12 protein-coding genes are annotated in these 12913 nt (G+C 76.0%); 7 read left to right on the forward strand and 5 right to left on the reverse strand.

The genetic code is table 11. The features are described from left to right. Positions 1 to 67 precede the first annotated feature (67 nt). Positions 68 to 1879, forward strand: a complete 1812-nt coding sequence (locus M3673_RS13625) for an ATP-binding protein (protein ID WP_228942649.1) — start codon at positions 68 to 70, stop codon at positions 1877 to 1879. A 176-nt stretch (positions 1880 to 2055) separates the two neighbouring features. Here the strand turns inward: M3673_RS13625 and M3673_RS13630 are convergent, their stop codons facing one another. The 4 genes from M3673_RS13630 to M3673_RS13645 all read right to left on the reverse strand — a co-directional run bounded on the left by M3673_RS13630 (position 2056) and on the right by M3673_RS13645 (position 5229). After that, positions 2056 to 2526 (reverse strand): thioesterase family protein, encoded by a 471-nt coding sequence (locus M3673_RS13630; protein ID WP_056864981.1) that lies wholly within the window; start codon positions 2524 to 2526, stop codon positions 2056 to 2058. Between the two features lie 38 nt (positions 2527 to 2564). After that, complete coding sequence (hisC, locus tag M3673_RS13635) at positions 2565 to 3638, reverse strand: histidinol-phosphate transaminase (protein ID WP_251534368.1); 1074 nt, start codon at positions 3636 to 3638, stop codon at positions 2565 to 2567. Between the two features lie 9 nt (positions 3639 to 3647). Continuing rightward, positions 3648 to 4220, reverse strand: a complete 573-nt coding sequence (locus M3673_RS13640) for a VanZ family protein (RefSeq protein ID WP_156697951.1) — start codon at positions 4218 to 4220, stop codon at positions 3648 to 3650. A gap of 100 nt (positions 4221 to 4320) precedes the next feature. Next, positions 4321 to 5229, reverse strand: coding sequence for a dimethylarginine dimethylaminohydrolase family protein (locus tag M3673_RS13645; RefSeq protein ID WP_251534369.1), 909 nt, complete (start codon positions 5227 to 5229; stop codon positions 4321 to 4323). A 103-nt stretch (positions 5230 to 5332) separates the two neighbouring features. Between M3673_RS13645 and M3673_RS13650 the strand changes: the two genes are divergently transcribed. From M3673_RS13650 to M3673_RS13665, 4 genes are all read left to right on the forward strand, one after another. Next, a complete protein-coding gene (locus tag M3673_RS13650; RefSeq protein ID WP_251534370.1) occupies positions 5333 to 6139 on the forward strand; it encodes a GntR family transcriptional regulator in 807 nt (268 codons plus the stop codon). Positions 6140 to 6239: 100 nt separating this feature from the next. Next, on the forward strand, positions 6240 to 6635 hold the full coding sequence (locus tag M3673_RS13655; RefSeq protein WP_193661832.1) for a phage holin family protein: 396 nt from the start codon (positions 6240 to 6242) through the stop codon (positions 6633 to 6635). Next, on the forward strand, positions 6632 to 7171 hold the full coding sequence (locus M3673_RS13660; protein ID WP_228942644.1) for a low molecular weight protein-tyrosine-phosphatase: 540 nt from the start codon (positions 6632 to 6634) through the stop codon (positions 7169 to 7171). Before M3673_RS13655 ends, M3673_RS13660 begins: the two co-directional genes overlap by 4 nt. Beyond that, entirely contained in the window at positions 7168 to 8046 is an 879-nt protein-coding gene (locus M3673_RS13665) for a fructosamine kinase family protein (protein ID WP_251534371.1), read from the forward strand. The genes M3673_RS13660 and M3673_RS13665 overlap by 4 nt, the downstream gene beginning before the upstream one ends. A gap of 61 nt (positions 8047 to 8107) precedes the next feature. On the opposite strand, the gene M3673_RS13670 is transcribed toward M3673_RS13665, so the two are convergent. Continuing rightward, a complete protein-coding gene (locus M3673_RS13670) occupies positions 8108 to 10567 on the reverse strand; it encodes a sorbosone dehydrogenase family protein (RefSeq protein WP_251534372.1) in 2460 nt (819 codons plus the stop codon). A 168-nt stretch (positions 10568 to 10735) separates the two neighbouring features. On the opposite strand from M3673_RS13670, the gene M3673_RS13675 reads away from it, so the two are divergent. Continuing rightward, positions 10736 to 11449, forward strand: a complete 714-nt coding sequence (locus M3673_RS13675; protein WP_056864988.1) for a response regulator transcription factor — start codon at positions 10736 to 10738, stop codon at positions 11447 to 11449. Further along, a complete protein-coding gene (locus M3673_RS13680; RefSeq protein ID WP_251534373.1) occupies positions 11446 to 12834 on the forward strand; it encodes a HAMP domain-containing sensor histidine kinase in 1389 nt (462 codons plus the stop codon). Before M3673_RS13675 ends, M3673_RS13680 begins: the two co-directional genes overlap by 4 nt. The last annotated feature ends 79 nt before the right edge of the window (positions 12835 to 12913 follow it).

A 12913-nucleotide genomic window follows, 5' to 3' on the forward strand; every position in this document is an offset into this window, starting at 1 on the left:
CGAGACCAGTGACAACCACCGGCCCGGAGGTGTTGAGTGTGCCCCTGCGCTGTCGATCGGGGGGATCATGGCGACTCAGCCCGCGGAGGGCCCGTCGTGCGTCCCCGCGCGCACCCACCACCCGGACCTGGACGACTGGTCCGACGCGTCCTCGCGCGCGGCGCTGCAGCTGCTGGTGGAGTCGGTGGCGCTGATGGTCGGCTTCGACGTGGCGACCCTCTCGGTGGTCGTCGACGACGACCTGGTCACCGTGGCCTACGCCGGGCCCGAGCAGCACCGCGAGGCCGTGCTGGCCACCGACTCCGTGGCGATCCTCGAGCCCGTCGTCGCCGCGGCCGAGTCCTGGGGCCGCTTCCGCTTCCTGCGCGCCGAGCACCACGACGGGCACCTCGACGGCACCTGGGTGCGCATCGAGACCCCCGTGGCGGGCGACGACACCGATCCGCAGGAGAGGTGGGACCCGTGGGACGTGCTCCTCGCGCTGCTCACCGACGCCGCGGGCCAGGTCGTCGGCGTGCTCTCCCTCGACGGTCCCCTCGACGGCCGCCGCCCCGACGGGGTGCGCCGCGACCTGCTGGAGCGCTACGCCGCCCACGTCGAGCAGGCGCTGCTCAGCGCCCGCGACCGCGAGGAGGTCGGCCAGCGCGCCGCACGCGCCCAGGCCACCCACCACCTGGTGCGCTCCACGCTCGCCCCCGAGCACCAGACCCCCGAGGAGCTGCTCGAGGCCGCTCTCCCGCTGCTCGTGGAGGGCTTCGCCGCCGACGCGGCCTGCGTGCAGCTGCTCGACCCGGCCGTGGCCGTGCCGATCCACTCCCGCGACGGGGAGCCGCTGCGCGCCCCCCGCTCGCTGCGGGTGATCGCGCGAGCACTGGGCCCCGAGCTCGTCGGCCCCCCGCGCGCCCTGGTGCTGCGCGCGGGCGAGCCCACCCGCGCCCTCGCCGCGCACCCCGGCCTCGACGCGCACGGCCAGCGACTGCTGCAGGCCACCTCGATGGGCAGCGCCCTCGCCGTGCCCGTGCTGCGCGGCACGACGTACGCCGGGATCTGCGTGCTCTCCCGCGCGCCGGGCGCGGGGTCGTGGTCACCGGTGGACCAGCAGGCCGCCCTCGTGGTCGGCGGCGACCTCGGCACGGCCCTCGCGGTCGCCCAGGTGCGCCAGCGCGAGCGGGCGCTGCTGCGCGAGCTGCAGGAGGTCGACGAGCGGCGCGCGCAGCTCATCGCCACCCTCACCCACGAGCTGCGCGGGCCCCTCACCGTGGTCTCGGGCAACCTCGAGCTGCTCGGCATGCTCGGCCATCCCGAGCCGGCCGCGACCTTCGAGGCCTCGATCGGGCGCGGCGTGGCCAAGATGCGCGGCGTCGTCGACGACCTGCTCCGGCTGGCCCAGGCCGACGACCGTCAGCGCGCGAGCCTGCGCACGCGGGTCGACCTCGGGGCGCTCGTGCGCGACGTGGTCGGGCTCTACCAGGCCACCGCCGGCGTCGCCGGGGTCGCCCTGGAGGTCGGCCCCGGCGACCCGCAGGCCGCGACGACCGGCGACCCGGTGGAGGTGGAGCGGCTGCTCGACAACGTGCTGACCAACGCGCTGAAGTACACCGACGCCGGCGGGCGCGTGGTCGTCTCCGCCGAGCGCCGCGGCGGCGAGGTCGCGCTCGTCGTGGCCGACGACGGCATCGGCATCTCCCCCGAGGACCAGGCCGGCCTCTTCGAGCCCTTCGTGCGCTCCTCCGACCCCGCCGCCCTGCGCCGCCCGGGCACCGGCCTCGGGCTGAGCATCGTCGCCGGCATCGCCCAGCGCCACGGCGGGCGCGTCGAGGTCGACTCCGCCCTCGGCCGCGGCACCACCGTCACCGTCGTCCTCCCGGGCTGCGACTGAGCGGCCGCGGGGCCGCCCTGCCCGCCGCCGGCGCTCGCCGCCCCCGCCGCCCCCGCCGCCTGCGTCTTACTGACCATTGAGACCTCTACCTGACCGTCACGACTGTCAGGTAGAGGTCTCAACGGTCAGTAAGACGCGCAGCCGGCCGCCGCTGGCCCGGGGCGGGCGCAGGTCGGTCAGGGGCCGGGGCGCTCGCGCAGGGCGACCCGGTCGCCGCGGAAGCGGTCGAGGTCGGCGCGCACCTCGGGCGAGATCGGCCACGAGGCCTGGGCGGCGTGGTCCCAGAAGACCAGCGAGCTCTCGGCGACCACGGCCGGCGGGTGGTCGCGCTCGACCCGCACCTCGGAGGAGATCGTGAACGACGAGCGGCCCACGTGGGCCAGCCAGATGCGCACCAGGAACGGCTGGTACGGCGCGAAGCGCATCTCCGCGTGGTAGTCGACGCGTTGGGAGCCCATCAGCTCCGAGACCCCGCCCGGCACCCGGGCCAGCAGACCGACGCCCGCGGGCAGGCCCAGCGGGGCGAAGCGGAAGAACTGCGTGCGCGCCTCGTCGAGCACCCGGATCGCCTCGACGTTGTCGACGTGCCCGCCCGTGTTGACGTCGCGGTAGCGCGCCTGGATCTCGCCGTCGAACACCTCGCCCATGCCGCGATCCTCCCATCCGCGCGCCGGGCCCTCGGGGCTCACCCGCGCCGGAAGGCCGCGGCCACCTCCAGCAGCCGGTCGTTGCCCTCGACCTCGCCGATCGAGACCCGGGCGCCCGCGCCGGCGAAGGGGCGCACGACGATGCCGGCGGCGTCGCAGGCGGCCGCGAAGTCGGCGGTGCGCTCGCCGAGGGGGAACCACACGAAGTTGCCCTGGGAGTCGGGGATCGACCAGCCCGCCTCCCGCAGCGCGGCGCCCACGCGGTCACGCTCGGCCACGAGGTCGGCGACCCGCTCGAGCAGCGCCTCCTCGGCGTCGAGGGAGGCCAGGGCGGCGGCCTGGGCGACCGAGGAGACGCCGAAGGGCAGGGAGACCGCCCGCAGCGCCGCGGCGACCTCGGCCTGCGCCACGGCGTAGCCGACCCGGAAGCCGGCCAGGCCGTAGGCCTTGGAGAAGGTGCGGAAGAGCACGACGTTGGGGTGGGCGCGGTAGGTCGCGAGACCGTCGACGGCGTCGGGCATCCGCACGAACTCCAGGTAGGCCTCGTCGACGACGACCACGACGTGCGGCGGCACCTGGGCGAGGAAGGCGTCGAGCGCGGTCTGGGTCACCGAGGGGCCGGTGGGGTTGTTGGGGGTGCAGACGATGACGACCTTGGTGCGGTCGGTGACGGCGGCGGCCATCGCGTCGAGGTCGTGCTCGGCGTCGGCGGTCAGCGGCACGGGCACCGAGGTCGCGGCGGCGGAGGTGATCGCGATCGGGTAGGCCTCGAAGGAGCGCCAGGCGTGCACCACCTCGTCGCCGGGGTCGCAGAAGGCCTGGAGGAGCTGGTAGATCAGCGCCACCGAGCCGGTGCCGGCGGCCAGGTCGCCGACCGGCACGCCGAGCTTCTCCGACAGCCCGGCGTAGAGGGCGCTGTTGCCCATGTCGGGGTAGCGGTTGGCCAGGTCGACCGCGGCGTGGGCCGCCTCGATCACCCCGGGCAGCGGCGGGAAGGGGTTCTCGTTGGAGGAGAGCTTGTAGGTCACCAGGTCGTCGCGGGGCACCGGCGGCTTGCCGGGCACGTACGCCGGGATCTGGGTGACGGTGGCCCGTGGCCGGGGGGTGCTCATGGGTGCAGGCTAGTGAGGCACGGGCCCGCGCTGCGACCCACGGGCGCGCCAGGGCCGCAGCACGACGGCGAGCAGCAGTCCGGCCCCGACACCGAGCGCCGCGCCGGTGACGTTGTCGAGGATGTCGGTGACGTCGCAGGCCCGGTCGAGGCGCGCCAGCTCGAGCTGGACCTTCTCGATGGCCGCGCTGTAGCCGGCCAGGAGCGCCAGCCCCAGCGGCACCAGCAGCCAGCCCGCGCGCCAGCGCGCCGCCACCAGCACCAGCAGGGCGCCCGAGGGCACGAAGAGCACCGTGTTGAGCAGGCGCTGGCCGCTCTCGAAGATCCAGAAGCCGTCGGGGGCCGGGCCGCCGATGTCGAAGGAGCAGGTGGCCAGCCGGCTCTCCACCGGCACCACCCCGGGCGCGCCGTTGGCGGGGATGAGGGTGACGCAGGCGATGACCGCCAGCGACCAGACCAGCCCGGCGACCGACCAGGCGTGCAGCGCGCCGCGGCGGCGCAGGGCGAGCGCCAGCAGCACGCAGAGCACGCCGGTGACCGCGGCGCCCGCGAGCATGACGTCGACTCCTCCGACCGGGAACACCCGCCCGAGGCTACCGACGCGGGCCGGGTCACACCGGTGCGCACCCCGGCGCTCCCCCGGGGCCGCTCCCGGGCCGGCCCATGGTGCGCCCCGGGAGTGCTCAGCGCTGCTCGGCGCCCCCGGCCGGCGCCGGCGCGAGGTCGCGCCCCAGGCGCACGTCGACGGGGTTGGTGAGGCAGCGCACCGAGCCGCCGGCCTTGTGGAACTGCGAGACGTCGACCACGACCACGTCGAAGCCCCACGCCTCCAGCCGTGCCCGCACCCGCTCGGGGCAGGCCGGCATCACCACGGTGCGCCCCACGACCACGGAGTTGGCGCAGAAGGTCGTCAGCGCCTCCTCCTCGCTCACCACCAGCGGCTCGGGCACCAGGTCGAGCAGGAGCGCGGCCGACTCGGCGTCGAGGGCGGCCGGGCAGACGATCGCGCGGCGGGCGTCGAGGGGGCAGAAGGCCAGGTCGAGGTGGTACATCCCCGGGTGGGTCGTGCGCAGCCCCCGCACCGTCACGCCGAGGTCGGTGGCCAGGTGCTTGAGGGCCAGCTCGTCGGTGCGGGGGCCGTGGCCCACGACCAGCTCGCCACCGAAGGCGAAGGCGTCGCCGGCCTCGAGGTGGGCGCCCACGCCGTCGCGCCCGACGGAGGAGGTCGTGGCGCCCCGGTCCTCGAACCACCGTCGCGCGGACGCGGTCTCCATGCGGCGCTCGGGGTGGCGCATGTGGGAGAGCACGACGTGGCGCCGCCCGTCGGGGCGCTCGACGACGAGGCCCAGGTTCATCGCGAAGACCATGTCGGGGGCGTCGGCGCGCTGGGGCACCACGTCGACCCGGGCGCCGAGGCGCTCCAGGGTGCGCACGAGCGCGTGCCACTGCCGCAGGGCCAGCTGCGGGTCGGGCTGGTCGGCGGGGTCCATGAAGGGGTTGATGGCGTAGTCGACGCGGAAGTGGGTCGGCTCGACGGCGACGTAGTGGCGACCCCAGGCGAGCGGGCGGGGAACGGGCGGGGTGGTGTCCATGCGACCTCCGTCACTGAGATTGTCAGACAACCTGACAGGATGAGTGTGCGGCACGCCGGACCGGAGGCGCCACCGACACGCCACCTGCGGCACGATGGGGCCCATGTCCGAGGGCCCCCGACCGCTGCGCGCCGCCGACGGTGCGCCCGGCGGACCGTCGATCCCCCACCCGGGGCACCCGGACCACCGCTCCGCGGACCACGGGGCCGAGCGAGGGGCCGACCTGCCACCGGCCCCGGCTCCCGCCCAGCGCTTCGCGACGCTGCGCCTGGAGCACTCCTCCACCGTCGACCGGGTCGCCGAGGAGCTGCGCCGCGCGGTCTTCGACGGCGAGCTGGAGTCGGGCACGGCGCTGCGCGAGGTCGCGCTCGCCGAGTCGCTCGGGGTCTCGCGCCCCACGGTCCGCGAGGCGCTCACCGTGCTCGTGGCCGAGGGGCTGGCCACCCGCGAGCCCCACCGCGGTGTCAGCGTCGCGCGGCCCGACGTCACCTCCGTGCGCGACGTGTGCCGGGCCCGGCTGGTGCTGGAGGGCGCCGGCGTACGCCGCTGGGGCGAGGCCGGCGACGCCCTGCGCGACGCGGTGCGCACCACCCTGGTCCGCTACACCACCGCGGTGCGCGAGGGCGGGTCCTACCAGGAGCTCAACGAGCGCCACCTGGCCTTCCACGTCGCTCTCGTGGGGCTCACCGGGTCGCCGCGGCTGGTGGCGATGGCCGAGAACCTCGTCATCGAGCTCAAGCTGGCGCTGGCCCAGGTCGACCGCATCAAGCGCAACGCCCACGACCAGGCCGACTCCCACGCCGCCCTGCTCATGCTGCTGGAGCGCGACCGGGTCGAGGAGGCCCACGCCTTCCTGGTGCGCCACCTGGCCGACGCCGAGGTCGCCATCGTCGAGGCCCTCGACCTCTAGCCGGGCACCGGCCACGGCGGGCGGCCCCGCAGGCGAGCCCACGAGCGACCCCGGCCACGGCCACGCCCCACGGCCCCGGCGGCCTGTCAGACTGGCCGGCGTGCGCTTCCTCCTCTGGCTGGTCACCCACGCCGTCTCGCTCGCCGCCGCCGCGTGGCTCGTCGACGGCATCCGCTTCACCGGGCCGCGCTCGGGGATGGCCGAGGTGGAGGAGAAGATCCTCCCGCTGCTGCTGGTGGCGCTGATCCTGGGCGTGGTGTCGTCGTTCGTGAAGCCGGTGCTGCAGGTGCTCTCGATCCCCTTCATCATCCTCACGCTCGGGCTCTTCCTGCTGGTCATCAACGCCGCGATGCTCCTGCTCACCGGCTGGGTGGCCGAGCAGCTCGACATCGGCTTCCGGGTCACCGGCTTCTGGCCCGCCGTGCTCGGCGCGATCGTCATCACGGTCACCACCTGGATCGTCGACGGCGTCCTGGGCGCGGAGGAGCGCCGGTGAGCCCCGCCCTGCCCCCGGCCCTGCCGCCCGCCCGCACCCCGGGCGCGTACTCCGTCGCCCTGGTCTGCCTGGGCAACATCTGCCGCTCGCCCATGGCCGACGTCGTGCTCGCCCAGCGCGTCGACGACGCCGGGCTCGCCGCCCGCGTCACCGTGGCCAGCAGCGGCACCGGGGGCTGGCACGTCGGCCAGCCCATGGACCTGCGCGCCGCCTCGAGCCTGCTCGCCGAGGGCTACGACCCCAGCCCGCACCGCGCCCGGCAGTTCGACGCGGGCTGGCTGGAGCGCCACGACCTCGTCCTGGCCATGGACTCCCAGAACCTCGCCGACATCGGCGGCCGCTCCGAGCGGGTCCGGCTCTACCGCGACTTCGACCCCGTGCCGGTCGGCGACGACGGCCCCGACCGGGAGGTGCCCGACCCGTACTACGGTGGGGACGCCGGCTTCGAGGAGGTGCTCGCCATGGTGGAGCGCACGTCGGTCGCCCTGGTGGCGGCCCTGCAGCGCGACCCCGCGCTCGCCCCGGGGCCGCGATGACCCGCCAGCCCCTGCTGGCCCGACGTGCCGAGGAGCTCCTCGGCGCGGCCGTCGCCGCGACCTCCCCGGTCGCCGGCGGCGACATCTCCACCGCGACCCGGCTGCGGCTCTCCGACGGCTCGGTCGCGCTGATGAAGACCCTCCCCCACGCCCCCGACGGCTTCTTCGAGGCCGAGGCCGCCGGGCTGCGCTGGCTGGCCGAGGCCGCCGGCACCCAGGGCACCCAGGGCGGCGTCGCCGTGCCCGACCTGCTGGCCGCCGACCACGACTGCGTCATCCTGCGCTGGGTCGAGCCCGGCAAGGCCACCGCCGACGGCGCCGCCGACTTCGGTCGCGCGCTCGCCCGCACCCACGCGGCCGGAGCACCCACCCACGGCGGCGAGCGCGACGGCTTCATCGGGCGGCTGCCGCTGCCCAACCGGCCGGCGCCGTCGTGGGCGGAGTTCTACGCCGTGCGCCGGGTGCTGCCCTACCTCAAGCTCGCCCGCGACCGCGGCGCCGTCACCGCCGCGCAGGCCGCCCGCGTCGAGGCCGTCGTGCCCCGCCTGACCGGCCTCGTGCCCGAGGAGCCGCCCGCCCGCCTGCACGGCGACCTGTGGAACGGCAACGTGCTGTGGGGCGCCGACGGCCGCTCCTACCTCGTCGACCCCGCCGCCCACGGCGGCCACCGCGAGGTCGACCTGGCCATGCTGGCGCTCTTCGGGCTGCCCCACCTGCCGCGCGCGCTCGACGCCTACGACGAGGTCGCGCCGCTCGCCGCCGGCTGGCAGGACCGGGTGGGGCTGCACCAGCTCTTCCCGCTGCTCGTGCACGCCTGCCTCTTCGGCGGGGGCTACGGCGCCCGCGCCGCCGAGGTCGCCGGCCGCTACGCCTGAGGGGCTCCTCACCACCGTCGCGCCGCCGGCGGACCGCCGTCGGGCCGCCGCTGGGCCGAGGTCAGCCGCGGGCGCGGCGGTAGAGCGCGCGCAGCGTCGGCGTACGGTCTCCGCGGTCGGGCACGACGAGGGCGTGCACCCGCGCGGAGCCGTCGGACCAGCGCCGGAAGACCCAGCGCCGTCCGTCGACGCGCTGCACCCGCGGCGCGGCGAGCGTGACCGTGGAGCCGGTGATGAAGGTGCGCACCCGCCCGGCGCGGACGCGCTCGCCCGCGACCGACAGCGAGGCGCCGCGCACGTTGGAGCCGAAGCGGACCCGCTGCGGGTCGGGCTCCAGCGTGAGCTCCCGGGTGGTGGTGAGCCCGCGGGAGTCGGTGGCGGCGACGGTGACCGCCAGCGAGGAGGGGTACTCGTGGTCCGGGGCGGTGAAGGTCGTGGTCGAGGTGTAACTGACGACCTCCACGGGGTGGGTGTGGCAGATCGAGGGACAGTGCTTGATGCTCAGCCCGATCTGCCAGGCCCCGGGGTCGACCTCGCCGTCCTCGGCGTCGGTGCCGCTCGCCGAGACCGTGATCTGCTGGCCCACCGACCAGCGCAGGTCGGCGGTCGGCTCCGCGAGCGTCACCTCGGGCGGGGTGTCGCCGGGGAAGAGGGTGAGGGCCGCGCGGTCCGCGGCACCGGCGTCGGCGACCCGCACCGCGACGGGGGCGTTGCGCGCCTCGGTCCAGGTCTGCTCGACCCGCGGCCCGGTGGCGTCGTCGTAGTCGCCGTCGGCGTCGAGGTCCCACGCGTAGGTCAGGGCGTCGCCGTCGGCGTCGGTGGAGCCGCTCGCGTCGAGCACCGTGGTCAGCGGGAGCGGCCCCCAGGTGCGGTCGGCGCGCAGGTCGGCGACGGGCGGCTGGTTGCCGGGGTGGTGGCTGACGCGGTGCACCGCGCCGCCCGAGGCGGTGGGGTAGCCGAGGTCGTCGATGCCGAGGTCGAGGTAGAACAGGTCGCCCCCGGGCCCGGTCACCAGCCCGATCGGGCTGGCCGCGCCCTCCACCAGCGGCACGACCCGGTCGGGGTCGGGCAGGCCGTCCGCGCCCGCGGGCATCGCCCAGATGCAGCGGCGGGAGTAGTCGGAGAAGACCAGCGCCCCGCGCAGCCAGGCGGGGTAGTCGCTGTCCTGGGCCACGAAGTCGAGCCCCGAGACCGACGCCGAGCCCGTGGGGCAGGCCTCGCCCGCGGCGACGTGCTGCCCGCGGGTCGCGTAGCGGAAGAACGGCTCGGCCGCCGCGAGCGGGGTGCCGGCGTCGGCGTACAGGTCCTCGCACATCCGCAGGTCGAGCACGTCGAAGGCGGGGTTGCGCTCAGCGCCCTCGTAGCAGGGCCAGCCGAAGTTGCGCACGCCCGCGGTCGGGTCGGCGATCCGGTTGATCTCCTCGAAGCGCGAGCCGCCCACGTCGCCGACCCAGACCTCGTCGGTGCCGGGGCGGAAGGTGAAGCGGAAGGGGTTGCGCAGCCCGTGGGCGACCATGCGCGCGGCGTTGGCGTCGCCGGAGTCGACCAGGGCGTTGTCGGGGGCACCCAGGCCGGTGGTCGGGTCGAGGCGCACCACGGTGCCGTCGAGGCCGAGGGGGTCGCCGTAGGTGCGGATGTCCTGGCTGCGCAGCGAGCCGCCCTGGGCCTCGCGGGGGTGGTCGGGGTCGAACGGGTCGCGGCACGGGTTGCCGCCGCCCTGGCCGTAGTCGTCGAAGGTGAAGCTGGCGCCCTCGCCGATGCTGGCGTAGAGGTAGCCGTCGGGGCCGAAGGCCACCGAGCCGGTGGCGTGGCTGGGGTACTGCAGGCAGCCGTCCTCGACGAGCACCTCCTCCTCGCCGACCATCCGGTCGCCCTCGGCGGTCAGCCGCGAGACCCGGGCGCCGACGGTGCAGCCGACGCCGACGGGGTCCGCGCACTCGTCGTAGTAGGCCCCCGGCCGGCCCCACCGCGGCGCCGGCGCGGGATCTCCGGGCAGGTGGTCGTAGGCGTAGAGCACGTAGACCGAGGGGTCCTCGGGGAAGTCGGGCGCCAGCGTCATCCCGAGCAGGCCGCGGTCCCAGTAGTTCATGACGGTGGCGTTGAGGTCGGCGAAGACCTCCCCGGTGGGGTCGTCGAGGGAGTCGAAGACCTTCACCACACCGGGCTTCTCGGCCACGAAGACCCGGCCGTCGTCGGCGAAGTCGATCGCCGTGGGCTCGTTGAGCCGCGACATGACCACCGTGTCGCGGAAGCGGTCGGGCAGCTGCGGCGCCCGACGTGCCGCAGGCTGCTCCGTCGTACGCCGCTGCGCCGCGCCCGCCGCCGGCGCGAAGGGCGACCCCGCCGCGGGGGCCGACGCCGCAGCGCCCGGGGCGCCCGCGGCGGCAGCGGCCGTCGCGTGACCCTCGTGGGCGACGGCGCCCGGGACGCCGGTCACGGCGGGAAGCAGCGCGGTCGGCAGCAGCAGGGCCGCGGCGAGCAGGCGGGTGCGCGGGCGCGCGGTGCAGGAGCGGTGCGACATCTGAGATTCCCCCCGGAAGGCCCGGCCGATGACGCCGGGCACAGCGGCAGGGTAAAGGACCCCGGCCGTCCTGGCGACGCCCTCGCGCCGACCGCTCCGTGCGGGGTGCGCGGCCGACGGGCGGCGCGCTCTCAGCGCGGGCTCAGGCGCTGCTGGCAGCATGGGGCCGTGAACGCCGCCGCCCCGTCAGCCCCCAAGCCCCGCGCCCTGGTCGTCGACGACGACCGCGCGGTGCGCGAGTCGCTGCGCCGGTCGCTGCAGTTCAACGGCTACGACGTGGCGGTGGCCACCGACGGCGCCGAGGCGCTCGCGGTCATCGGCGCGACCTCGCCCGACGTCGTGGTGATGGACGTGATGATGCCCCGCCTCGACGGCATCGAGACGACGCGGGCGCTGCGCCAGGCCGGCAACGACGTGCCGATCCTCGTGCTCACCGCCCGCGACGCCGTCGGCGACCGGGTGGAGGGCCTCGACGCGGGCGCCGACGACTACCTCACCAAGCCCTTCGCCCTCCAGGAGCTGCTGGCGCGGCTGCGGGCGCTGCTGCGCCGCGCCGTGCCGCCCGAGGGCGACGCCGACGACGAGGTGCTCTCCTTCGCCGACCTGTCGATGAACGTCGCCACCCGCGAGGTCGTGCGCGCCGGGCGCCAGATCGAGCTGACCCGCACCGAGTTCACCCTGCTGGAGATGTTCCTGCGCCGCCCGCGCCGGGTGCTGGAGCGCTCGTTCATCCTCGAGGAGGTCTGGGGCTACGACTTCCCGACCACCGCCAACTCGCTCGAGGTCTACGTCGGCTACCTGCGCCGCAAGACCGAGGCCGAGGGCGAGGCCCGCCTGCTGCACACCGTGCGCGGCGTCGGCTACGTCCTCAAGGAGTCATGACCGAGGCGCCGGCGCCCGCGCGCTGGCGCTACCGCCGCTCGCTGGCCTCCCGGGTCACCCTGCTCACCACGATGGCGGTGGGCCTGGCCGTGGCCTTCGTGGCCCTCGGCGCCTACGCCACCGCGCGCATCCAGCTCCAGGACACCCTCGACGACTCGCTGCTCTCGCGCGCCGAGGGCGCCGCCGACTCCCCGGCGCTGCAGCGGCTCACCGTGGAGGGCCGCTTCCCGGCCTGGGCGCTGGGCGCCGCCGACGTGCGCATCGCCTTCATCTCCGTCTACTCCGGCGAGGCCACCTCGGTCGACGAGGGGCCGCCCTTCAACGTGGGGGCGCCGGAGTTCGCGGTGGCCGACGGCACGAGCGACTACGCCATCCGCACCATCACCGCCGGCGACATCCGCTACCGCGTCGTCACCGTGCCCGCCCAGACCGACGGGCAGGCGCTCGTGCTCGCCCAGTCGCTCGAGCCGCAGGAGCAGGTGCTGCGCAAGCTCGGCGTGGTCACGCTGCTCTTCGGCCTGGCCGGCGTCATCGCCGCCGCCGTCGCTGGCATGGCGGTGGCCCGCAGCGGCCTGCGCCCGGTGCGGCGCCTCACCGGCGCGGTGGAGGAGATCGCGCGCACCGAGCGGCTCGACCCGATCCGCGTCGAGGGCGACGACGAGATCGCCCGGCTGGCCACGTCGTTCAACCAGATGCTGGTCGCCCTCGAGGCCTCCCGCGACCGCCAGCGCCGCCTCGTCGCCGACGCCGGCCACGAGCTGCGCACCCCGCTGACCTCGCTGCGCACCAACATCGAGCTGCTCGGCCAGTCCGACGCCGACCCCGACGGCGGCTTCCTGCCCCCCGAGGCCCGCGCCGAGCTGCTCGACGACGTCGCCGCGCAGATCGAGGAGCTCACCACGCTCATCGGCGACCTGGTCGAGCTGGCCCGCGACGACCCGATGGCCCACGTCGTGGAGCCCGTCGAGCTCACCGAGGTCCTCGAGCAGGCCCTCGCCCGCGTACGCCGCCGCGCGCCCGGCATCGACTTCGAGGTCGCCGCCAGCCCCTGGACCGTCGAGGGCGAGTCGGGCGCGATCGAGCGGGCGATGACCAACCTGCTCGACAACGCCGCCAAGTGGAGCCCGCCCGCGGGCGCCATCCACGTCAGCCTGGCCGAGGGCGTGCTCGTCGTCGACGACGAGGGCCCCGGCATCCCCGAGGCCGACCTGGCCAAGGTCTTCGAGCGCTTCTGGCGCTCCGAGGAGTCCCGCGCCATGCCCGGCTCGGGCCTCGGGCTGTCGATCGTGCACCAGACCGCCGAGCGCCACTCCGGCTCGGTGCGCGCCGAGCGCTCGCCCTACGGCGGGGCCCGCCTCGTGCTGCAGCTGCCCGGGCGGCCCTGACCCTCGGCGCCGGGCGGCCCGCGCGGCGGGCAGCGGGCCCGGCGACCCCGGCCGCGCACGGCCGACCGGGCGCGCCCGA

The organism is Nocardioides sp. P86, from assembly GCF_023712465.1.
Lineage (GTDB): Bacteria > Actinomycetota > Actinomycetes > Propionibacteriales > Nocardioidaceae > Nocardioides > Nocardioides kribbensis.